At 64.4% G+C, this 24121-nt stretch carries 9 protein-coding genes and 1 riboswitch; of the genes, 4 read left to right on the top strand and 5 right to left on the bottom strand.

The genetic code is table 11. The features are described from left to right. The first annotated feature begins 101 nt into the window (after positions 1-101). Entirely contained in the window at positions 102-1034 is a 933-nt protein-coding gene (locus tag HBO11_RS24620; RefSeq protein ID WP_169954741.1) for a LysR family transcriptional regulator, read from the top strand. 1 nt (position 1035) lies between these two features. Here the strand turns inward: HBO11_RS24620 and HBO11_RS24625 are convergent, their stop codons facing one another. From HBO11_RS24625 to HBO11_RS24635, 3 genes are all read right to left on the bottom strand, one after another. Beyond that, a complete protein-coding gene (locus HBO11_RS24625; protein ID WP_169954742.1) occupies positions 1036-2355 on the bottom strand; it encodes an Nramp family divalent metal transporter in 1320 nt (439 codons plus the stop codon). A 38-nt stretch (positions 2356-2393) separates the two neighbouring features. After that, the gene (locus HBO11_RS24630) at positions 2394-3950 is read right to left on the bottom strand and encodes a DUF726 domain-containing protein (RefSeq protein WP_169954743.1); all 1557 of its coding nucleotides are present in this window, start codon (positions 3948-3950) and stop codon (positions 2394-2396) included. Positions 3951-4086: 136 nt separating this feature from the next. Beyond that, complete coding sequence (locus tag HBO11_RS24635) at positions 4087-14979, bottom strand: autotransporter-associated beta strand repeat-containing protein (protein ID WP_346266882.1); 10893 nt, start codon at positions 14977-14979, stop codon at positions 4087-4089. A 317-nt stretch (positions 14980-15296) separates the two neighbouring features. Between HBO11_RS24635 and HBO11_RS24640 the strand changes: the two genes are divergently transcribed. After that, positions 15297-17105, top strand: coding sequence for a monovalent cation:proton antiporter-2 (CPA2) family protein (locus HBO11_RS24640; protein WP_169954745.1), 1809 nt, complete (start codon positions 15297-15299; stop codon positions 17103-17105). Between the two features lie 73 nt (positions 17106-17178). Beyond that, on the top strand, positions 17179-17763 hold the full coding sequence (locus HBO11_RS24645; protein ID WP_169954746.1) for a hypothetical protein: 585 nt from the start codon (positions 17179-17181) through the stop codon (positions 17761-17763). A gap of 135 nt (positions 17764-17898) precedes the next feature. On the opposite strand, the gene cobF is transcribed toward HBO11_RS24645, so the two are convergent. Together cobF and HBO11_RS24655 are read right to left on the bottom strand one after the other, a co-directional pair. Further along, on the bottom strand, positions 17899-18657 hold the full coding sequence (cobF, locus tag HBO11_RS24650; RefSeq protein WP_169954747.1) for a precorrin-6A synthase (deacetylating): 759 nt from the start codon (positions 18655-18657) through the stop codon (positions 17899-17901). 47 nt (positions 18658-18704) lie between these two features. Beyond that, positions 18705-19271 (bottom strand): histidine phosphatase family protein, encoded by a 567-nt coding sequence (locus HBO11_RS24655; RefSeq protein WP_169954748.1) that lies wholly within the window; start codon positions 19269-19271, stop codon positions 18705-18707. Between the two features lie 171 nt (positions 19272-19442). Between HBO11_RS24655 and HBO11_RS24660 the strand changes: the two genes are divergently transcribed. Then, positions 19443-23774: a DUF6543 domain-containing protein gene (locus HBO11_RS24660; protein ID WP_169954749.1), complete on the top strand. Its 4332-nt coding sequence runs from the start codon at positions 19443-19445 to the stop codon at positions 23772-23774. Between the two features lie 66 nt (positions 23775-23840). After that, positions 23841-24046, top strand: a riboswitch (cobalamin riboswitch). The last annotated feature ends 75 nt before the right edge of the window (positions 24047-24121 follow it).

Raw genomic sequence — 24121 nt, forward strand, 5'->3', positions numbered from 1 at the left:
TCAGATTAAACAATGACGCGCATTATCCGCTGGCCCATCTGTGCGATAAATGGGAGCATGCAGACAACACCTTTGCGTAAATCGCACAGCACGGAGGGCCCATGCAGGGCTTCAATGAGTTGAGTTTCAAGGCGCTGCGCCTGTTCGTGGCGGTGCTGGACCACGGCAGTTTCTCCGAGGTCGCACGCCGCGAAGGCCTGGCGCCCTCTTCCATCTCCCGGCAGATCCAATTGATGGAACAGGCCCTGAGCCAGCAATTGCTGTATCGGCACACCCGCGCCGTCAGCCCCACGGAAGCCGGGCGCCTGCTCGGGCATCATGCGCGCCTGATGCTGCAACAACTGGAAGAGGCCGGGCAGGCCCTGCAAGAACAGGAAAGCGAACCCAGCGGCCTGGTGCGCATCAATGCGCCCATGGTGTTCGGCCAACGGCACCTGTCGCCCTGGCTGGCGGAGTTGTGCCAGCGATATCCCAAGCTGCAACTGGACATCCAGCAGACCGACACCTACGTCGACCCCTTGCAGGAAGGCGCCGACCTGCTGTTCCGGATCGGTGTGCTCAACGATTCGGGAATGCAGGCGCGCATTTTCGCGCCCCAGCGCTACCGCATCGCCGCCAGCCCCGAGTACCTGGCGCGCTATGGCACGCCGCGCCATCCCGATGAGCTGCGCAATCATCAGTGCCTGGCGTACAAGGGCGTGAACGGCCAGCAGCGTTGGTTCTTCCGCCGCGCCCAGGACGACTGGACGCCCTATACAGTCAAGGGCCCGATCACCGGCAACCACGCCGACACCCTGGCACGCGCCGCCGAACAAGGCCTGGGGTTCGTGGTGTTCCCCTCCTGGCTGATCGGCGACAGCCTGCGCGCCGGGCGCTTACAGGCGGTACTGAGCGATTACGAAGTGGCGACCACCCTGGAGCCGCAGCAGATTGCCGCGCTGTGGCCCGGCAGCCGGCGGTTGTCGGTGAAGGTGCGCACGGTCATCGACTTTTTTGTCGAGCGTTTTGGCAGCGTGCCCTACTGGGACCGCTGACTCAGAACAGCCACTGGCCGATCAGCCAGGCGTTGGCGCCGCTGATCACGGTGAACAGGCTCCAGGCCAGGATCCTGGTGGGCAGGCGATTGACGAACGGCCCCATCAATTGCCGGTCGCCGGTCATGCGGATCAGCGGGTACAGGGCAAACGGCAGCTGCAGGCTGAGCACCACCTGGCTGAGGATCAGCAACTTGCCAATGGCCTGGTCGCCCATCAACCACACCCCGAGGAACGCCGGGATCAGCGCCAGGCCACGGGTGATCAGGCGGCGTTGCCAGCAGGGAATGCGCAGGTTGAGGTAGCCCTCCATGATCACCTGGCCGGCGATGGTGCCGGTGAAGGTCGAGCTTTGCCCGGACGCCAGCAAGGCAATGCCGAACAGGATACTGGCGAAGGCACCGCCCACCAGCGGGTCCAGCAGGTGGTAGGCGTCCTGGATTTCCACGACCTCGGTATGACCGCTCTGGTGGAATGCCGCGGCGGCCAGCACCAGGATCGCGGCGTTGACCAGCAAGGCCAGGGCCAGGGAGCCGATGGTGTCGATACGCGCCAACTTGACCGCGTCCTGGCGGCTGGCCAGGTCCTTGCCGAACAAGCGGGTCTGCACGATGGACGTGTGCAGGTACAGGTTATGCGGCATCACGGTGGCCCCGAGGATGCCGATGGCCAGGTACAGCGGCGCGGCATCGCTGATCGCCGAGAGCGACGGCGTGAAACCGCGCAAGACGTCCGGCCAATACGGTTTGATCAAAACCAGCTCGACAAAAAAACACACACCGATGGTCGCCACCAGCGCCAGCATGATCGCTTCCAGGCGCCGGAAGCCGCGGTTTTGCAGGGCCAGGATCAGCAGCGTGTCAAACGCGGTGATGACAATCCCGGTGGTCAGCGATACCCCCAGCAGCAGATGGAACGCCAGGGCGCAGCCGAGGACTTCGGCGAGGTCGGTGGCAATGATCGAGATTTCCGCCAGCACCCATTGCGTGCGCGCTGAACGCCGGCTGTAGCGTTCGCGGCACAACTGCGCCAGGTCCTTGCCAGTGGCGATGCCCAGGCGCGAACACAGGCACTGCACCGCCATCCCCGCCAGGCTGGCGAGCAACACCACAAACAACAGGCTATAGCCATAGCGCGACCCGGCCTCGATGGCCGTGGCCCAGTTGCCGGGGTCCATGTAGCCGATGGAAATCAGCAGGCCGGGGCCGGCAAACTGCACGACCCGTTTGAAGAACGATGCGCGGGGATCGACGGGGATGGTGCCCGCCACTTCCGGTGGGCAGAACGGCGCGGTAGCAATTTTCGGCAGGCTGAATTTCACGCGGGGTACCAGGCAGACACACAGGACAAGCCCGCAGCTTAGCAGTCAGGCGAGACCGTGCGCATCAGCGTTTCACGGGGCAGATCGAACGCCTCGACCACCTGCACCACCAGGTCCATTTCCTGATTCAGCGCCTCGCGTTCCATGCGCTGGCGAATCACCCCCAGCACCAGCACCGCCAGGGTCGTGATGGAATACGCCGGCCCGGAAAACGCGCGCACCCCGCTCACCAGCAACATCGCCGCCGCCAACGCCTGCCCCACCACCGGAATCGCCGTGGCCGCGCCGCGCCGCACGATAAACCCGGTCAACCCGGCCAGCGCTGTACCGCTCAAGGCGGTGGTGGCCGAACGGCCGACATCGAAACGGTGGAAAAACCCCTGCTCCTTTTGCGCCGCCGCCCGCAGTTCAGCCTCGAACACCTGGCGGTCGGCCAGGCTGAGTTTGTCCTTGTACTGCTCGATCAGGGTCTCGGCGACCCGTTCTTCCAGGCTCACCAGGGCCACGCTGTCGAGGGGCTGGTCAAACTTGATGCCGACGCGCAAGGCCACGTCCTGGGCCAATTGGCGATAACTCACACCGTGCCCACGGGCCAGGTTCATGAAGCTGTCACCGCCCATGCGCTGCAACTCGATGGCCAACTGCAATGGGTCACGTACATCCGCAGCGATGGTCGCACTGCGCTTGGCGGCCATCAGCTCGGCGAGGAACTGCAACTCCGGCGCCCGTGCCTGGAGCAGCACCGGGAACAGGTCCACATCCTCCTCGGCAAAGCGCACCTGGGCACTGCGCTGGTCCGCACGGATCATGCCCCGGCGCTCGTGCAGCAAGTCGGTGTACTGCACCACGGTCTGCAACTGCGGCCAGTAGGCGGCGTGGTCGAAGGTGACCAGATGCACGTTGGTCACCTTGCCCTTGAGCGATGGGGTCAGGGGAATGGCATAGCGGCCGATGCAGCGCTCGGTATCCGGCTTGAGCGCCAGGGCCCAGTCCTTGCTGGAATGGCAGTTGATCACCCGCCCCTTGAGCGGTGCCGACACCTGCTCCCAGGGGCTGGACGTGCAAATCGCGCCGCCCATCAACAACAGGTGATTGAGCGGCAGCTCCCGGGCCAGCTCCGGGCTGGCCAGCAGGCTCTTGACCAGCAGGCGAGCGCCCAGGGAATGGCCGATCAGGTTGATCTGGCGCACCTCGATCGACTCGGCATGCAGGTAGTTGGCCAGTTCCGCCAACAGCGTCCTGGCCACTTCGTCCACCCGCGCCTCGACACTTTTGTAGTGATCGAGAAAATAGCCCACCGCCTTGCCCAGGCCCACGGTCGCCGCGCCCAGGGTCCCGCCGCCGAGCATCGAGGCGATGATGTCCTTGAAGGGGGCGAACAGGTTTTCCAGGAAGTGCCCGGCCGGCCAGAACAGCATCACGTTGGTCGAACCTTCGATCCCCGCCAGTTGCGCCTGGAAATTGGCCAGTTGTTGCGGGTTGAAAAACGCAGAATAACCATGGACATAGAGATTGAGCACCGGCCCCTGGGGCGCGCCGCACAGTACGAACGAAGGCTTGCGGGTACGGTGCATTTGGTCCCACTGGTGTTGCATGAGGCGCTGGCTCCTGGTGAAAACGCAGCGCGATAGTAGCAAGAATCGGCGCGAGGCCGCGGGGGTCATGGGCACACACCCAGCTTTAATGCAAAAAAAACCGCCCTCGCGGGCGGCTTGAAGAACCCGGCCTTGATCAGAAGCCGAGGGAGAAACTGATGGTCATCCCATGGTCCTTGTCGTTGCGTGACAACTGGCCCGAGTAGCCCAGTCCCAGTTTGCCGTTAGGGCTGATCTGGTAATCGACGCCCGCCTCCACCACCGCGCTGTCCTTGGCAATCGGCACGCCTTGAGTGCTGAAGGACGCGCCGCCATTGATAAAGCTCAGGTCGGCATCCGGCTGGGTGTCACCAAAGGCATGGCGCCAACCGATGCTGCCCCGTGGGGTGATGCTCGAACCGTTGCCCAGGGCGATGGTTTTACCCAGGCGCACGCCAAGGGTGGAGAACGTGATGTCCTGGTCGGCATCCCCTTTGAGGGCGGCCGAACCGCCTTTTTCCTTGAGGGTGTCGCTTGCGTAGTTGACGTAGGCCAGGCCCGCGAACGGTTCCACGGCCAGGCCGCCGGCCTCCACGGTGTACCCGACTTCACCGAACACTTGCGCACTGCGCGCCTTGTAGTCGGCTTTCAGGCGCTGGCCCTCGGTGCCCACGGCCACGTCACGTTTGCTTTCGATGTCGTGCCAGGTGTAGCCCACGCCCATGCGTGCGGCGAAGGCCTCCTGCTGATACGCGGTGTAGGCCATCAGGTGGTAGCTGTCGACGTCGGCACTGGCGTTGCGGCGCTTGGCGTCCAGGTCACTGCGGGTATAGCCAGCAGCGATACCGGCGCGCCAGGCATCGTCCAGTTGCTTGTCGGTGCCCAGCAGGAAGCCGCTGAGGTTGCGATCCAGGCGCGCGGTGTTGCTGTCGCCGCCCAGGTGGCCCCAGGTGCCGAGGACGCGCATCCAGCCGACCATTTCGCCGTGGCACCCGGCGCTGCTCAGGCGGTTTTCGCTGGGTGCCAGGCTGTTGCGTGGATCGTCCTGGCGGTAGCAGCCCGGTTGGCGCATGCGCTCGTTGACCGCGTCACGCACGTAGCGCGAATCCTCGAGCAAGGCGCTGGCGGTGCTGGCGTGGATTTCCCCCGACAGGCTGTCGAACGCTGCGCGGGCATTGGCTGCATCGCCGGTGAGCAAGGCGTTTTGTACGGCACTGCCGGCCACTGCCACGCCGCTGCCCAAGGCCGTGGCCACGGCCCGCTGGTTGCCGGTGGCCGCCACGCTGGCGAAGCTTGTGGTGTTGCGGCTCACGGCCAACGCTACCTGGTTCGGGCTGTAGTTGAGGGCCGTATCGAGGAACGCCAGGTTCTGCAGGTTGGTGTTGGTAAAGGTGCCGGTCACGCCACCGCCAGCCGTCAACAGGGTGTAGGTGGTGGGCCCGGTGTAGGGCACCAGGTTGAGCACATTCAGGCTGCCCGCCAGGTTCGCGCTGCCGCCGACCGCCAGGGAACTGGCCACCGATGGGGTGATCACCAGGTTGAGAGTGCCGTCGGCAGCGTTGGTGAAGTTCCCGGCGACGCTGAGTTTGCCGCTGTCGGGAGTGACCACGCCATGGTTGACCAGCGAGCCGACACTGCCGTTGCCACTCAGGCCCGCGCCATTGGCCACAGTCACCTGGCCGCCGAGCACAGTCCCCGGGTTGCTGGCATTGCCCACTTGCAGCAGGCCCTGGTTGACGGCCACTGCACCGCTCAACGGCTGGTTGCCGGTCAGCAACAGGCTGCCGTTGCCCTGTTTGACCACAGTGCCGGTACCGGTCAGCGTGCCGTTGAACTGGCCATTGCTGTCTTGCTGGAACAGCAGGTTGGCGTTGTTGGTGATTGCCCCTTGCAGGCTGCCGGTGTTCCCGGCCAGCGTCCCCCCGCTGACGGTGGTCCCGCCGCTGTAGGTGTTGGCGCCGGTCAGCAACAAGGTGCCCGCGTCGGTTTTGTTGATCCCACCGCTACCCACCAGGGGCGCCGAGACCTCGGCGGTCACGCCGGCATTGATACGCACCGTCGCCAGGCTGCCGTCTGCGGCATTGGTGGGGCTGAGGCTGCCGCCCGTGCCGGCGACCAGCGTGTAGCCACTGTCCAACACTTGCAGGCCGGTGAAACTCTGATTGCCCGCCACGGTGACGGTCCCGCCCTGCCCGCCGAACACGGCAAACTGGTTGTTCGAGGCCTGGCCTTGGGTGCCGGTCGGGTCGGTCCAGTTGGTGCCGGGGCCCCAGGTGCCGCTGCCGCCATGTACCGTGCCGTCAGGGCTGGTGGTGGTGCCGTTCCAGAACTGGATCTGCCCTGGCGCGGTTTGCACCAGCAGGTTGAGCTGGTTGGCCAGCGCCGTTTGCAGGCTCAGCGCGCCCGGCACAATCGCGCCTGGCAAGTTGCCCAGCAGCAGGCCGTTATCGGTCAGGCTGCCGCCATAACGGAACAGTTGGTAGACGCCAACGCCGAACCCTCCTGCGTCGCTGATGTTAAGGGTGCCATCCAGGGTCAGGTTGCCGGCCACGTTGACCACCGTGGTCGATGCGCCCGGCGCGCCGAGGGCGAAGTCCAGGCTGGTCCCCGCTGACAAGGCCAGGGCACCCACGGACAGCGGCGTCGCAGTTCCGGCCGTGAGGGTGGAGCCGTCAGCCATGCTCACCGCCCCCGCCAATTGCCCGCTACCGCCCAGGGAGGCGCCGCTGGCGACCTGGACGGCGGCACTGTTCAAGGTGCCGTTGACCAGCAGGCCACCGGCCGTGACGTTGGTGCTACCGGTGAAGCTGTTGTTGCCGGTCAGCAGCAGATCACCGCTGCCGGTCTTGGTCAGCGAGCCGCTACCAGTGAGGTTGCCGGTGTAGGTGCCATCGACATTTTGCTCGAAGGTCAGCGCCGCGTTATTGGCTATCGCCCCTTGCAGGCTGCTGGTGCTACCGGTGGTGCTGCCGCCATTGAGAATTGTCCCACCGCCATAGCTGTTGCTGCCGGTGAGCAACAGCGCACCGTTGCCGTTTTTCACCAGGCTGGCGGTGCCGCTGAGCGCGCCACTCAAGGTCAGGTCATGGCTGCCCAACAGCGTCAACTGACCACCCAGGGCAATGGCATTGGCCAGTTGCAGGGCGCTGCTGCCATCCAACTGCGCCGCGCCGCCCACGCTCAGGGCGCCACTGCCCAGTGCCGCATTGTTGCCCAACGTCAGTTGCCCGGCATTGAGGCTGGTGCCGCCGCTGTAGGTGTTGACGCCATTGAGGGTCAGGCTGGATGCGCCGATTTTCACCAGGCTGCCATTGCCGCTGACCACGCCATCCAGGGTCAAGGCACTGGCCCCGCCCACGGTCATCGCACCGTTGAGCAGCGCGTTATTGCCCAGGGTCACAGCACTGTTGCTGGCCAGGGTGGTGCCGTTGGCGGCGGTCAATACGCCGCTGCCCAGGGCATTGTTGTTGCCCACCACCAGGGTGCCGCCGTTCAGAGCGGTACCCCCGGTGTAGCCATTGGCGGCGTTGAGCACCAGGGTGCCGCTGTCCAGTTTGGCCAGGGTGCCACTGCCATTGAGGCTTACACCGAGGGTGGCAGTGACGTTGGGGTCGACCCGCACGGCGGTGTTGCCAGTGCCGCCGTTCACCAGGTTCAACTGGCCAGAGGTACCGGCCACCAGGTTGTAACCGTCGCTGACGAACTGCATGCCCGTCAGGCTTTGGCTGCCGTCCACCGTGACCGTGCCAGCCGCGCCCTGGAACACCGCAAACTTGTCGTTCCAGCTCTGGTTGAGGCTGCCGTCGACATTCGCCCAATTGGTGCCGTTGCCCCAGGTGCCGTTACCGCCGTCGATGGCGCCGTTGCCGATCAATTGGCCGCCGTCCCAGAACTGCACGGTGGTGTTGGGCGCGATGACCACCAGGTTGACCTTGTTGCTGATCACGGTTTGCAGTTGCAGGTCATCGGCAGTCACGCTTGAGGGCAGAGTCCCGAGGGTCAGGCCGTTATTGGTCAGGGCCCCGGCGTAGTTGATGAGGTTGTAGACCCCAGTGCCAAAACCACCGAGATCACTGACATTGAGGTTGCCATCCAGGACCAGGTCGCCGCCGACATTCAGCAGCCCGCTGCCGCCACCGACTACCGGTACGCCAAGGCCGACATCCAGGTTGGCATTGCCCCCCAGCACCAGCGAACCCACGGTCAGCGCACTGGCGCTGCTCAGGCCCAGGTGGCCGCCATCGGCCACCGTCACCGCACCGGCCAAGCTGCCGCCGCCGCTCAAGGTCGCGCCGTTGTTGACCGTCACGCTGCTGCTGGCCAGGCTGCCCGCCACGTTGAGCGTGCCGCCCGTGACGCTGGTAGCGCCGGTCAGGCCGCTGTTGCCGGTGAGGTTGAGGGTGCCGGTGCCGACTTTATCCAGGGCTCCGCTGCCGCCCAGGCTGCCGCCGAAGGTGTTAGTGCCGCCGACGGTCAGCGTATTGCCCGCCGCCACTTGCAGCGCACCGTTGCCGGCCAGGGTGTTGAGTGTGGCGCTGCTGCCCAGGTTGAGGGTGGCGCCGCTGCCCACGGTGACCCCGGAGGTGTTGCCCAAGGCGCCGGAGCCGACGGTGGTCAGGCTGCCCCCCAGCACCGTCAACGGGCCGCTCAGCAGGTTATTGCCGCTGAGGGTCAGGCCCGCCGTGCCGTTTTTGATCAGTGCGCCATTGCCGGCCACTACGCCGGCCAGGTTCAGGTCGTGGCTACCGGCGACGGTGAGGTCGGCATTGAGGTCAATGGCATTGGCCAGCACCAGCGGTGCGCTGTTATCCAGGGTGGCCGCACCGCCCACGCTCAGGGTACCGCTGCCCAGCGCAGTGTTGCTGCCGAGGGTGAGCGTACCGGCGTTGAGCAACGTACCGCCGCCGTAGCTGTTGGCCCCATTGAGGCTGAGGTTGGCCCCGCCGTTCTTGATCAATTGCGCGGCGCCGTCGACGATCCCGCCGAGGGTCAGGCCGTTGCTGCCGGCCACTGTCAGCGTGCCATTGAGGGTCAGCGCATTGCCCAGGGTCACATTCGCGCTGCTGTCCAGGGTCGCCGGGCCGTTGACCAGCAAGGCGCCTGCGCCCAGGGCGCTGCCCGTAGCGACGGTCAGGCTGCCGGCGTTGAGTTGGGTACCGCCGACATAGCCGTTGCCGCCGGCGAGGGTCAGGTTGCCGCTACCGCTTTTGATCAGCCCGCCGGCACCGTTGACCGGGCCATTGAGGGTCAGGTCCGACGTGCCGAGGATACCCAGGTTGCCGCTCAGGTTCAGAGCATTGGCGAGGGTCACTGCAGCGGTGGTGTCGAGGGTGGTCCCGGCGCTGCTGTTCAACGCGCCTGCGCCCAGGGCGCTGCTGGAGGCCAGGATCAAACCGCCGGCATTCAGGGTGGTAGGCCCCTGGTAGGTATTACTGCCACTCAAGGTCAGGCTGGCGATGCCGTTTTTGATCAGGCTGCCGGCGCCGCTGACAGTGCCCGCCAGGATCAGGGCATTGCTGCCGCCAATGGCCAGGCTGCCATTGAGAACCACGTCATTGGTCAGCGCGAGCGCTGTGTTGCTGTCCAGGGTGGTGCCGTTGGCGGCAGTCAATACGCCGCTGCCCAGGGCATTGTTGTTGCCCACCACCAGGCTGCCGCCGTTCAGCGCCGTGCCGCCGGTGAAGGTGTTGCTGCCATTGAGCACCAGGGTGCCGCTGTCCAGCTTGGCCAGGGTGCCGCCGCCGCTGAGGTTCACATCCAGGGTCGCGGTGACAGTGGGGTCGACCCGCACTGCGGTGTTGCCGCCGGCGCCATTGAACAGGGTCAGGCCGCCTGCCGTACCGCCCACCAGGTTGTAGCCATCGGTGACAAATTGCAGGCCCGTGACCGCCTGCGCGCCGTCCACGGTGACGGTGCCCGCCGTGCCCTGGAACACCGCCAGGCTGTTGGGTGCCCAGCCCAGGTTGAAGCTACCGTTGAGCTCGGTCCAATTGCTCGACGCCGCGTTCCAGGTGCCGTTGCCGCCTTCGATGGTGCCGTTGCCCACCAGTTGGCTGCCATCCCAGAACTGCACGTTGGTGTTGCCATTGACCAGCAGGTTGATCTGGTTGCCAATCGCCGTTTGCAGGTCGAGGCTGCCAGGCAGGACGCCACCGGGCAGGCTGCCCAGGAGCAGGCCATTGTTGGTCAACACGCCGGTGTAGTTGATCAGGCGATAGATCCCGGCGCCAAAGCCACCGGTATCACTGATGTTGAGGGTGCCATCCAGGGTCAGGTTGCCCAACACCCGCAGCAGCTCGGTGCCGCCCGTGGACGGCGCGCCGAGGCCGGCATCCAGGTTGGCGTTGGCCCCCAGCACCAGGGCGCCGGTGGTCAGTACGCTGCCGGACTTCACGGCCAGGTGGCCGCCATCGGCAACATTCACCGTGCCCAGCAAGGTCCCGCTGCCGCCGAGGGTCGCGCCGCTGTTCACATTGACCCCGGCGCTGGCCAGTTGGCCGTTGACGTTCAAGGTGCCCGCGCTGACCTGGGTATTGCCTGCCAGCGTACTGACCCCGGCCAGGGTGAGCGTGCCGCTGCCAAGTTTGTCGACGTTGCCCAAGCCGGCAAGAACCCCACCAAAAGTGCCGTTCCCATTGTTGGCGCCCAGGCTCAAGGTATTGCCGAGGCCGACCAGCGCAGTACCGGCGCCGGTGAGGTTGCCCAGGCTGGCGGAGCTGCCCAGGTTCAAGGCAGTGCCGGTCGCCAGGTTGATCGCGCTGTTGTTACCCAGCGCACCGTTGCCGACGGTGGTGAGGCTGCCCGCCTGGATATCCAGCAGGCCGCTGAAGGTGTTGTTGCCCGCCAGCGTCAGGTCTGAAGTACCGGTCTTGATCAGGCTGCCATTGCCCGCCAGCACACCGGCCAGCGTCAGGTTATTGCTGGCGCCCACGCTCAGGCCGGCGTTGACGGTCAAGTCGTTGGCCAAGACCAGTGGCGTGCTGCTGGCCAGGGTCGAATTGCCCGTCACGGTCAGCCCGCCCGTACCCAGTGCCGCCGCAGTGCCCAGGGTCAGGGTGCCCGCATTGAGGGTGAGGCCGCCCTGGTAGTTGTTGAGGCCATTGAGGGTCAGGTTGGCCGCGCCCTCCTTGGTCAGGCTGCCGCTGCCACTGATCACCCCGCCCAGGGTCAAGTCGGCGCTACCGCCAATGCTCAGGTTGCCTCCCAGGTTAAGGGCATTGCCGACACTGACCGCGGTGCTGCTGTCCAGGGTCGTGCCGCCCGCCGCATTCAACGCACCATTGCCCAAGGCGCCACTGCTCGCCAGGATCAGGCCACCGGCGTTCAGCGCGGTGGGCCCGAGGTAGGTGTTCACAGCGCCCAACGTGAGCTGCGAGGTGCCGCTCTTGACCAGGCCGCCGGCGCCACTGATCACGCCATTCAAGGCCAGGGCATTGCTGCCAGTGACGTTGAGGTTGCCAGCCAGGGCCAGGTCATTGCCCAGGGCCACGGTTTTATTGCTGGAGAGTGTGGTGCCCGCGGCCGTGCTCAGCAGGCCGACGCCCAGCGCGGTGTTACTGCCCACCACCAGCGCCCCACGCTCAAGGGCAGTGCCGCCGGTGTAGCTGTTGTTGCCATTGAGCACCAGGGTGCCACTGTCGAGCTTGGCCAGTTTGCCGGCGCCGTCGATATTCACGCCCAGGGTCGCGGTGAGGGTTGGATCGACACGGATCGCTGTATTGCCGGCGCTGCCGTTGACCGCCGTCAGTTGCCCCGCAGCACCGCCCACGACGTTGTAGCCGTCGCTGGCAAATTGCAGGCCGGTGAACTGCTGCGTGCCGTCCACGCTGACCGTCCCCGCAGTCCCTGTGAACACTGCAAAGCCGCCGGCCCAGGCCGAGTTGGGCGTGCCGCCGATGGCGGTCCAGTTGCTGGCGCCAACGCTCCAGGTGCCATTGCCACCTTCGACCGTGCCGTTGCCGGTGGTCTGGCTGCCGTCCCAGAACAGCATGTTGGCTACCGACACCACCACGTTCACCTGGTTGGCCGTGGCGATATCTACCAGCACATCGCCCAGGTTGAAGCCCTGGGGCACGCCCGTCACTGTCAGGCCCTGCCCGGCCAGGCTGCCGGTGTAGTTGATCAAACGGTAGATACCGGCACCAAAGGCCCCGCCATTGCTGACATTCAGGTTGCCATCCAGGCTCACACTGCCATTGACGCTGAGCAGCGGCGTCGGGGACGGCGCACCAAGGCTGACGTCGAGGTTGGCACCGCTGCCCACCACCAGCGAGCCGGTAGACAGCGTATCCGCGCTGTTCAAGGCCAAGTGGCCGCCGCTGTTGATGTTCAGTGCTCCCAGTAGCGATCCGCCACCGGTCAGGGTGCCCCCGGCATTCACGTCGACAATGGCGCTGCCCAGGGTATTGCTCACCTTCAAGATGCCGGCGTTGACCTGGGTATTGCCGCTGAGGCTGTTGATGCCGGTCAGCTCGAGCTGGCCGCCGCCGACTTTGATCAAACTGCCGCTGCCTGTGAGGCTGCCGCCAAATGTGCTGCTGGTATTGGCACCGCCTACGGTGAGGCTGTTGTTCAAGCCCACGTCGATAACGCCAGCGCCACTCAAGCCGCCGAGCACGCCATTGCCGGCCAGGTTGAGGCTGGCGCCGGCGCCGATGTTCAGCCCGCTGTTGCCACCGAGGGCCGCGGCGCTGCTGGCGAACACGCTACCGCCAAGGATGTTCAGTGCGCCGGTAAAGGTGTTGTTGCCGCTCAGGGTCAGGTCGGCCGTGCCATTTTTGGTCAGGCCACCGGCGCCACTGATCACCCCGCCCAGGGTCAGGTTACTGGTGCCGGCCAGGGCCAGGTCGGCATTGAGAGTGATGTTATTGCCCAAGGTAAACGCCGCGCTGTTGTCCAGGCTCGCCGCGCCACCCACGGTCAACGCACCGCCGCCCAGGGCTGCGGCATTCCCCAGGGTCAGGCGGCCGCCATTGAGCAGCGTGCCCGCCTGGAACGTGTTGATCCCATTGAGGGTCAGGTTGGCCGTGCCCGCTTTGGTCAGCGTGCCGGTGCCGCTGAGCGCACCGTCCAGGGTCAAGGCGTTGCTGCCCGCCACGGTCAAGCCGGCGTTGAGCACAATGTTATTGACCAGGGCCACCGCAGCACTGCTGTCCAGGCTCGAGGCGCCACTCACGGTCAAATTGCCCGACCCCAGCGCTGTATTGCTGCCCACTTTCAACGTACCAGCGTTGAGGTTCAGGCCACCGAGGAAAAGGTTATTGCCGGAGAGGTTCAGGGTGGCGCCGCCATTCTTGGTCAGGCTGCCGCCCCCGATAATCGGCCCGGTGAGCGTCAAGTCTGCGGTCCCGCCCACGGTCACCGCGCCGTTGAGACTGACCTGGTTGGTCAGGCTCGCCGTGGCATTGGCATCCAGTGTGGTACCCGCGGCGGCGCTCAACGCTCCGGCGCCCAGTGCACCGTCGGCACCCACCACCAATTTGCCGAGGTTCAGCACCGTGTTGCCCTGGTAGCTGTTGGTGCCGCTGATAATCAGGTCGCCGCTGCCTTCCTTGACCAGGCCGCCGCTGCCACCGATCACCCCGCCCAGGGTCAGCGCATTGCTGCCAATCACGGTCAGGTTGCCCAGCAGGTCGATGCCATTGGCCAGGGCAATCGCCGCGCCCAGCAGCGGACCGGTGCTCAGGTTGGTCCCGGCGCTGGCGGTCAGGGTGCCCGAGCCCAGCGCGTCCGTGGCCCCGAGCACCAGAGTGCCGGCGTTCAACTGGGTGCCACCGCTGTAGGTATTGGTGGTGTTGAGGGTCAGGTCCGCCGTACCGTTTTTGCGCAAGGCCCCCGTGCCGCTAAGGTTACCGCCAAAGGCAAAAGCGTTGGTGCCCTGCACCGTGAGCCCACCGGCACCGATCACCACGTTGTTGGCCACGTTCAGGTTACCGGTGCTGGCCGCCAGGGTCCCGCCATTGACGTTCAGCACGCCGCTGCCGAACGCGGCGCTATTGTCAAATTGCACAAGGGCGCTATTGAGTATCGTCGACCCGTTGACCAGCGCCCCTTGCAGGGTCCAGGTCCCGCCATTGATCAGCAGTTTGTTGAAGTTGATGTATTGACTGCTGGATGCGGTGCCGGTCTGGATAACAGCATTCACCCCGGCCAGTTGGTTATCCAGGACCAGGGTATTGTTGGTCCCCCCCACGCCGCCATCGACCTTGCCGGAGGGCGCGAACGACAGATTGACGTTGACCAGTCCACCCAGGCTGATCCCGGTACCGGCATTCACCACAGACCCGGTGACCGCGGTAAATGTATTGCCCCCACGCCCGGCGCCCAGGGACACCCCACCATTGAGCGTGCCTGCGTTGATAAACGAGTTGCCAACCCCGCCGGCGGCACCCGAGGCTTCAAAGCCTATCCGGCCGGTGACCGTGCCGCTGTTGGTCATATTGACCCGGGAGCCGCCCTGCACCACCACCACAGGGGCTTCGTCAGGTTGCAGCACCGATACGCCAATGCTCGAAGCGCCGATAGTGCCGCTGTTGTAGATGCTGGTGGTGAAGTTTGCGCCATTGGTGATATTGAGCGCCGCGCCGCCCAGCAGCGAGGCCACATCCAGCAATGGGATGGTGCCTCTGATCGTGCCGCTGTTGGTCACCGATACGTTGCCTGAGGTTGAAGCGTTGCCAATCACCACGCCACTGGTCAAGGCGCTGAGGGGCAACAGGAACGCCGGATCAATCACCCCCAGGTTAGTCAGCGTTATACCGCTACCCGTCAAGCTCAATACCGTGCCCAGCACAGTGTTCATCCGCGCTGCGGCATCGACGGTGACCTGCAGGCCATTGGTCGAACTGGAAAAGTTGTTGACCGGCGTCAGGGGCAGGCTTGGCGCCCCGGTACAGGTAACCACCGCGTTTACGCCCGGGTTCGCCGGCGAGCACGCCGCCAACGCCTCGGGGCTCGCCAGGCCTGCCACCAGCCCGAGGACACCCAGACGAATCGCAAGAGAGAGAGGAGAAACATGGGTTTTGGCGCCAGCAACAATTCTTCTTTCCACGGGCAACAACTCCTTCGTGGTCCAAGCCTTTCGTCCGTGAATGCGTAGAAGCCCCATGCAACAGATCCAACACGCATCGAAAGCGAATTACCTGACCGTGATGACAACAATCCTGTTGTCAGAACCGTAGCTGACGCGCGTTAAAGTCATTGAAATAAATGGTATTAATACTTTCGTAAGTGCCTTGTAGGATTTGGACGACATCCAACAGGCGCCGGCGTACAGCGCCCTACCTCGGCAAAAATTCAGATTCAACCGCATAAAAGCGCGCTCTAATAGCGCCCTGTCGATTCGCCTCAACGATCCTGGAGTAAGCGATGCCCCATGAAGGCAACCTGTTACAAGCGGCCGTGGTGTTCCTGCTAGCGGCGGTGCTCACCGTACCCCTGGCCAAGCACCTGAAACTGGGCGCGGTGCTGGGCTATCTGTTCGCCGGTGTGATCATCGGCCCCTCGGTGCTGGGGTTGGTGGGCAACCCGCAAAGCGTCGCGCAGTTCTCTGAGCTTGGGGTGGTGTTGTTGCTGTTCATCATCGGCCTGGAGCTGTCGCCCAAACGCCTGTGGGTGATGCGCAAGGCCGTGTTTGGCGTGGGCCTGGCACAAGTGCTGTTGACTGCCATGGTGATGGGCGCCGTGGCGCTCTGGGCGTTTGGCCAGTCGTGGAACAGCGCGATTGTGCTGGGCCTGGGCCTGGCGCTGTCTTCCACCGCCTTCGGTCTGCAAAGCCTGGCCGAACGCAAGGAACTGAACAGCCCCCACGGGCGCCTGGCGTTTGCCATCCTGTTGTTCCAGGACATCGCGGCGATCCCGCTGATCGCCATGGTGCCGCTGCTGGCCGGCAGCGACCACACCACCACCGCCGCCCAGGACCTGAACCACGGTTTGCAGGTATTGGGCAGCATCGCCGTGGTGATCATCGGCGGTCGCTACCTGTTGCGGCCGGTGTTTCGGATCGTCGCCAAGACCGGCCTGCGCGAAGTGTCCACCGCCACCGCGCTGCTGGTGGTGATTGGCACCGCCTGGCTGATGGAACTGGTGGGCGTGTCCATGGCCCTGGGCGCGTTCCTCGCCGGCCTGCTGTTGGCCGACTCGGAATACCGCCACGAGCTGGAATCGCAGATCGAGCCGTTCAAGGGCCTGTTGCTGGGGCTGTTCTTTATCAGCGTGGGCATGGGCGCCAATATCGGCCTGTTGTTCAGCACGCCCTTTGTGGTGCTGGGGCTGACCCTGCTGCTGATCGCCATCAAGTTGCCGCTGCTGTACGCGGTCGGGCAGATGGTCGGCGAACTCAACCGCGAGAGCGCAGTACGCCTGGGCGTAGTGCTGGCGGCCGGCGGTGAATTTGCCTTTGTGGTGTTCAAGATCGGCCGCGACCAGGGCCTGTTCGCCCCGCAGCTGTACGACGTGCTGGTGTTGACTATCACCCTGTCGATGGCCCTCACTCCGCTGCTGTTACTGCTGTGCCCGAAGCTGTTTCGGCCCAAGGCCAAGCCGGTGGAAGTGCCGGAAGAATACCGCGCCATCGAGAGCGATGCGCCACGGGTGGTGATCGCCGGCATGGGCCGCATGGGGCAGATCGTGGCGCGGATCCTGCGGGCGCAGAACATCTCGTTTATCGCCCTCGACACCTCGGTCGAAACCATCGAGCTGACCCGCAGTTTCGGCGGCATGCCGGTGTTCTACGGCGACCCCCAGCGACCCGAAATCCTGCATGCGGCGAAGGTCGACCAGGCCGAGTATTTCGTGATCGCCATGGATGATCCAGAGATCAACATCAAGACCGCCGAACTGGTGCGCAACCTCTACCCGCACATGAAAATCATCGCCCGCGCCCGTAACCGCCAGCACGTGCATCGCCTGGTGGACCTGGACGCGTCACCGGTGCGCGAAACGTTCTATTCCAGCCTGGAAATGAGCCGCCGCACCCTGGTCGGCCTGGGCCTGAGCGAGGCCCAGGCCGATGCGCGGATCAACCGTTTCAAGCATCACGACCTGCAACTGCTGACAGCGCAGCACGCGGTGTACGACGATGCGGCCAAGGTGATGCAGTCGGCCCAGGAAGCCCGTGCGGAACTGGCGCGGTTGTTTGAAATGGACCGCCTCGAAGAAGAGTCCGGAAAGGTCTGAGGATGGATCTGAACGATATTGCGAATTTTCTGACAGAATACAGCGCAATTTCGTTCATCCATTGGAAGACCTCATGCTCACCCTCAGCAAAACCGCCGCCCGCCTGGCCCTGGCGCTGACTGTCAGCCTGGGCGCCAGCCCGCTGTTCGCGGCTGCCAAGCCGGCCGCCGCGCCGCCGGACGACTTCCAGATCGTCTCGACCCTGGACGGCAAGTTCACCTTCACCCTGCCCAAGGGCTACGTGGCCGACGCCCTCCCCGCCGGCGCACAAGCCCAGGGCACCGCGGGCGCCAATGGCACGATGTACATCAACCAGGCGTCAAAAAGCGTGGTGGTGGTGGCCCAGACCTTGCGCAACGACGGTATCGACCTGAAGGACGACGAGCCGCTGTTTCTCGATAGCGCGGCTGAAGGTTTCCTCAAGGACGTAGGCACCAGCCTGCCGGACTACAAAAAACTGGCGCAGAAGAAACTGCTGATCAAGGGCGTGGGCCTGCGCCAGATTGATGGCACCGCCAGCATGGGCGGCGGCAAGACCTTGAACTCGACCTTCCTTGCCGGCTCCGGCAACCGATTGCTGGTGATCCAGGCGATTTCCCGGGCCGAGGATGTAGCGGGGCATGGCCTGCTGGTCAGGCAGATTACCAGCGGCAAGTGACAATCCCCCAAGCACCACACATCCAATGTGGGAGCGGGCTTGCCCGCGATCGCGGTGTATCAGCCAATACATAGGCTGACTGACACCCCGCCATCGCGGGCAAGCCCGCTCCCACTTTGTTTATTGCATTCCCCCCTACGGCTTGCGCAGCAGGTAGGTATCCATGATCCAGCCATTGGCCTGGCGCGCCGCCTTGCGCACGCGCTCGATTTCGTCGGCCACCTCGGCCACCTTGCCGCTGATCAGGATTTCATCCGGGGTGCCCAGGTACGCGCCCCAATAGATGTCCATCTCCTGGTCCGCGACGCTACGGTAGGAGTCCTCGGCGTCAAGCATCACCACCAGCGTATCGGCATCACTGGCTTGCCCCGCCGCGAGTCGGCGCCCGGTGGTGATCTCGATGGACCGGCCAATGCGGTTCAACGCCACCTTATGCTGGGCCGCCAAGGCCTGGACGCTGGTAATCCCGGGGATGACCTCGAATTCAAACTCACTGCTGCCACTGGCCAGGATCGCCTGCAGGATGCGGATGGTGCTGTCGTACAACGCCGGATCGCCCCAGGCCAGGAAAGCGCCCACTTCGCCGTCGGCCATTTCCTGGTTGATCATGCGCTCGAACGTCTGTTGCTTGTCGCGGTTCAGATCCTGCACGGCCGTGGTGTAGTCAATCTCGCCACGCACGCGCTCGGGGCAGTCGGCTTCGACAAAGCGGTAGACGTGCCCGGCGTCGATGTAGGTCTGGCAGATTTCCCGTCGCAGGTCGATCAGCTTGTCCTTGCTCTGGCCCTTGTCCATCAGGAAAAACACGTCGGTGCGGTTAAGCGCCTTCACCGCCTGCATCGTGATGTAGTCGGGGTTGCCGGCGCCAATGCCGATGATCAGGATTTTTTTCATGACGGGGTTCTCAGTGCGGGGCGGGGATTTTGCCATGTTCGCGCCGCTCAGGTCTCGCGCGTTTGCAGGCGCAGGCGCCAGATGCCATTGAAACGCAGCTCAGTGCTAGAGAGCGGTTCCACATCGATCCGATTGAACATAGCCGGGGGGCATTGCAGCGCATGCAGCAACGCAGCACGGATCACAAAGGGGTGAGTCACCGCCAGCACATGGCCCGGCGCCTGTTCCAGGGTGCCTAGCCACTGCGCCACTCGCTCGCACAACTGGGCCACGGACTCGCCGCCATGGGGCGCTGCCGTGCTGTCCGTGAGCCAGGCCTGCAAGGCCTCGGGTTCAGCGTGTTGAATCGCATCGATGGCCATGCCTTGCCAGCGCCCCAGATCACAGTCACGTAACGCCTGTTCAACCTGCGCGGACTCGCCGAACAACCCCGCAGTTTGCCGGGTTCGCGCCTCCGGTCCACACAGCAGGCGCGGTGCCCGCTTGAAGCGCTGCGCCTGGGACAGGCGTGCCTGCTGCCAGTCCATTTGCAATGACTCGTCCAGGGCAAAACGTGCCGGTTTACGGGCGCACGTAGGGGCGTGGGCGATCAGGGTCAAGCGAGTGGCCTGCATTCAGAATCCCGCGAGGTTGAAGGTAGTGGAAGGGTCGACCGCCGAAGCGGCCTCACCATAGTACAGCGGTTGGTGCGACACATTATCTATCGCATGGGTTGGCGCTCGGGGCGGAACCGCGGGCAACCGACCGCCACCCAAAAAGCCTCCCCTATTGTCCAAGGAATGCCCATGAGACTGACCGACTCCCGCCCCGCCCTCGCCCCTGCGGACACCTACCCAAGCGTGCAACCGGCACCCGCGCAACCCAGCGATGTGACCCCCCTAGGAAGGGTGCCGTTTATCAGCCTCGACGCCCAGCAACAAGCCCGGTCATTGGTCAGGCAAGCCGATAGCGACCTGGCGTGCCTGTTGGCCGCCACCTTGATGAGCCGGGTCATTTCCCTTGAGCCTGGCGGGCAAGACAGCCCCAGCGCCAGGCAGGTGGACGCTATTCCCGCCGACTCGACCTTCGGCCAGGCCTGGTCGCGCCTCACTCAAGCCGTGAATAGCGAGCCATTTGCGACATTTGCCAAAGAACACCATATCGACACCTCACGTTTTACGTTCAACCCCAGGTCGGGGTGGCTGGACTGCACCGTCAACGACAAACCGGCCACGTTTACCTCGTACGACAGCGGCTGGGACCAGGCATCCGCCGACGTTTTAGCGGCTGCGCGGGTGCTGGCCCCGACACTTGCACAGTCGTTTGAATACGCCGGTGAACACAGCGCGTCATCCAACGTGGTAAGCGACTTCTACGGGGACTCCTTCGCCAATACCAAGGCCGACACCCTCACCTATATTGGCCGCCTACAGACCGAACATGGCTTTGCCGCCCTGGTTTACCCAGGCTCTGAGCAGCCGCGCTACAACCGCCCCGAGCACCAACACGCCAAGCAACTGCAGCGGGATGCGATCGACTCCGTTGCGGCCCGCGATCAGAGCCCGTCGTTGCCCCAGCAGAGCTCATTGGAAAAAATCAGCGCAGGCGATCTGTTTCTGGCCAGGCTGTGCAGCAGCGACCTGAGCTCCGGGCACCCCGAAACCCGGCTGCCTGGGCACGGAACATCCGGGGGGAGCATAGGCCGGCTGCCAACGTTCTCGACGATGGGCCAAACCCGCCAGGCGTTCGAACAGGCGTTGAACGCCGAGGCTTTTTTGCGCTTTGCGCAACAGCACAAACTTGACCTGCCCAGTGTCAGCATTGCCCCGCAAACCGGCGATCTGGTCTGCCAGGTCACCGATCCCAATGGGGTGATGCTCGAAAAACGCTTCACCCTGAGCGACGACTCCGGCTGGTCAGCCGTCGCGGCCGACATCGTCGCGCAGGCCCGGAACCTGGCCGCAGGGTCGACAGACAGGGTCCGTCACCCGCACTACAACGCGGTCCGTTTCCAGGACATCTTGAACTTCTATGGTGAAACACCCGCAGACGGCACATTGCTGGAAACCCTCAAGCGCTGCGCGGTACTCAACCGCAGTGGTTTCCCGGCGTTAAGCGCAAGTAGCCCCACGGACACTGCCCCCACACGCGCCCTCCAGCAAAAACGGCGCCTTGCGATTGAACGCCTCGACCAGGCAACCAGTGCCACTGCGGCCGGGCCTGCCAAGGCCCTCAACCCGACAACCGAGACCGTTCGCCGCCAATTTGACGGCCAACCCGATGTGCGTTCGGTTGTGCAACGACTGCTCACCGAGGCCATTCAGAAGGTCTCTCCCGGCCTGGACTTCGATATCAACCAGATCGCTTACGCCGAGCCCGACCCGGCCAACCCGGGGCACTTCCGGCGCAGCTCCCTCACGGCCGTGGCCTTGAACTACCTGAGCGGCGAGGACGCGCCGAGCTTTCCCGACAACAGCAAGTTGGTCGACACCCGCCCGGACCTGCTCGCCCATACGGGCAACACCCCCGACACGCCCCTGCCGATCAATCTGAAAGCCGTTGAAGCCGCCCTGCACGCGCTGCCCACGCAGTTGAGCGAGGCCATGGCCAGCGACCTGCGCAGCTACTGGGCACAACCGGCGTTCAGCACCGCGGCCGGGCCATTCGCCGGCGATCGGCAGGCGCTGGTCAGTGAGTTGTTGCGCAACAATCTGCGCCTGGCCGGGCTCAAACAGCCGGGGCTGGATGACGCGCAACGCGAAACCCTGGACCAACTGGTGACACGCCCACCTCCCGCCGCCAACAGTGACATCACCGTATTTGCCCTTGGCAGCGTTACACGGCAACACCCGGACGCCAGCGAAACCGCCTCCCCCAACCTGCTGGTGCAACGCCATATCGGCGAGCGTTTGATCCTGTTGCTGTGCGCGCCAAACGGCACCGTCACCCCCTATGACTCCTACGCCGCGTTCGACGCCGCCCGGGCGCAACACCTCAGCCAACAAGCCCCAGGCACGGGGCGCCTGAACACCTTGAAGAAAATCGACGCAGATCCGTTCGTCGCCCAGGCACAGACCCTCATCGAACAGGGCCTGGGTGATGTGCTCAGCAGCAGCCCGGCCTACGGCCCGGTGGCGGGCGAGCGGCCCACACGCAAAATGCCGGGCTGGGTAAATAACGCCAGCGAGGCCGAACGTTTTGTGTTGCATGACCTGAGCCTGCAGTTGGCAAGCATCCACCAGCGCAACAAGGGCCGCACCTACAACAGCGACATTCCCGATATCCGCCCCTTTGCCGAACAGACTTTCGATAACCTCAAGGCGGTGAACCATCCCGCCAAGGATCTGCAGGTGGTGTTCAAGGTTGCGGTGGGCGGCACCTCGCCCGGTGGTGTGATCAGCGGCGGCATTCATCGCGAGTCCATGAGCCTCACCGACGCCCTGTTGCGCAACCTCTCGGGCCTGCCCAGTCGAGACGTGGAGGTCTACCTCAAGCCGGGCAACACCCGCGTCACCGAACTTGAAAAGGATGGCGTCCTGCAGAAGCTGATCGAGGACGCCGACGTCGGCAAGAAGTACCCGCTGTTGCTCAAACGCGAACTGCAAGACGAGCGCACCAAAAAGGCCGAACGCCTGGCCCTGTTTGCCGAGCAAGTGCCAGTAGAGCTGCAAATAAAGGCCCTGGAGTTGGCCGTCAACAAACAATCCGGTGTCGATACCACTGGCTTGAGCTACATCCAGGCCATCCTCGACCCCGCCCCCGGCACCAAGCGCGTCGACGGCCAGGAGATCGTAATCCGCCCACTGGCATTCGTGCCGGGCCCCGGCAAGAGCCCCGATGTGGTCGACAATATGTACCTGATCGAACCCGAGGACAGTGCCAAGGGCCCGCATATCCTCTACCGCCCGCTGATCGCCGATGCGCCGCTGCTGCAATTTCCGACGCGCCAGGCATTGCTCCAAGCCATCCAGCAACCAGGCCGCCTGCAAAAAGACATCCTGGCCTGGTTGCCCGATGACGCGACCCGGGCGTACTACAAGGCCTGGAGTTTCAAGGAGCCCAGCCTCCAGACCACCAGCATTTTTGGCGTGGGCGACGGTGAGACCGTGCCTGCCGAGCCCAAGCTGGCCGCCGGCGGTTACGAGGCGGCCAATACACTCAAAGAGAAGCTGCAAACCGGGCAACTGATGAACCACCTGTACGACGCCAATGCCTTGGGCCTGACCAGCATTGCCGAACAACAGTCGGTCTCCGATGACGAAAGCCGCTGGGCCACGCTCAAAGAGGGCGGTTATCTGCTGCTCAACGCCGTGCTGCCCGCACTGCGCGGGCCGGGCGCGGCCATCGGCGTGGCGTTGCAGTTCCAGGGCATTCTCAGTGACCTACAGACCCTGGCCGACGACGATACCGGCAACAAAGCCCCGGCCATGGCCGACTTGTTGGTCAACCTGGCAATGCTGTTACTCCAGACGCCCGCGCGGCCTGCGGCCAGGCGAGTCGGCGCCCCCGTGAGCGCCAGCCGCAACAGCATTGTCGAGGCCCCCAATGGCCAGAAGGTCCGGCGCCTGCAGGTCATGAAGGGCACGATGGAAAAGATGCAACTGGTCAAAGGCAACCTCTTTACCTTTGAAGACCAATACAAAGGCAAACCCCGGCTCAATATCAACGCCCATGGCCGCGACCTGAGCGTCACCGAGCGCCTGACCGGCGCCAGCTCAACCATCCTCTATGACGGCGCCGAACACACCCCCGAACAACTGCACGCCCACCTGCTGGCCAAAGGCATCGACCCCAGCCAGTTCGACAACGTGCGCCTGCTGGTGTGCTACTCCGGCAATGGCGCCGAAAACTCCTTTGCCGCCCAGTTCCAGCGCTTGATCAACAAGCCGGTAAAGGCCTTTGTCGGCACGGTGACCGTAACTCCCAGCCCCGAACTGGTGACTGCCGAGTTCAAGACCGGCATCCAGATGCACGGGCCGCACGACGGGCCCAGACTGGTGAGCGACACCTATGCGCAGTACGACAGCGTGGAAACCGTCAAGGATCGTACGGACATCTCCATGATCCGTAACCCGCTGGAGTACCTGCTGTTCTCCTACTACCCCGTCCACTACCCGCCTCGCGCGGCCAATCGCTGAGCCCAGGCAAGCACGCGGCGCTGCGCAATCGGTTCGGCACATTGACGAACGGTGCGGCGAATGTTCAGATGCGGCCCTGTTTCAGGTGCCGCATGCCGCCGTGCATGAGGTGAAACGGGAAACCGGTACGCTCGTTCGAGCAAGTCCGGTGCTGCCCCCGCAACGGTATTCGCGTGACCCCTTCGACACACCACTGTGGCCAGAGCGCCATGGGAAGGTGAAGGGTTCGATACGCGAGAGCCCGGAGACCGGCCTGGAATGTGTGTTTGGCAAAATCCTGCGGTGGGCGGGCATGGGCCGGTATTGGCGTGTGCTCGATACTTTCTCCTGCGTGCTTCTGCGAAGAT

This window comes from Pseudomonas sp. WS 5010 (assembly GCF_012985565.1).
Lineage (GTDB): Bacteria > Pseudomonadota > Gammaproteobacteria > Pseudomonadales > Pseudomonadaceae > Aquipseudomonas.

What these genes read in the sequence shown, in the direction of transcription:
- HBO11_RS24620 (WP_169954741.1), top strand. Translation starts at nt 102, where the DNA reads ATGCAGGGCTTCAATGAGTTGAGTTTCAAGGCGCTGCGCCTGTTCGTG.
- HBO11_RS24630 (WP_169954743.1), bottom strand. Translation starts at nt 3,950, where the DNA reads ATGCAACACCAGTGGGACCAAATGCACCGTACCCGCAAGCCTTCGTTC.
- HBO11_RS24640 (WP_169954745.1), top strand. Translation starts at nt 15,297, where the DNA reads ATGCCCCATGAAGGCAACCTGTTACAAGCGGCCGTGGTGTTCCTGCTA.
- HBO11_RS24645 (WP_169954746.1), top strand. Translation starts at nt 17,179, where the DNA reads ATGCTCACCCTCAGCAAAACCGCCGCCCGCCTGGCCCTGGCGCTGACT.
- cobF (WP_169954747.1), bottom strand. Translation starts at nt 18,657, where the DNA reads ATGAAAAAAATCCTGATCATCGGCATTGGCGCCGGCAACCCCGACTAC.
- HBO11_RS24655 (WP_169954748.1), bottom strand. Translation starts at nt 19,271, where the DNA reads ATGCAGGCCACTCGCTTGACCCTGATCGCCCACGCCCCTACGTGCGCC.
- HBO11_RS24660 (WP_169954749.1), top strand. Translation starts at nt 19,443, where the DNA reads ATGAGACTGACCGACTCCCGCCCCGCCCTCGCCCCTGCGGACACCTAC.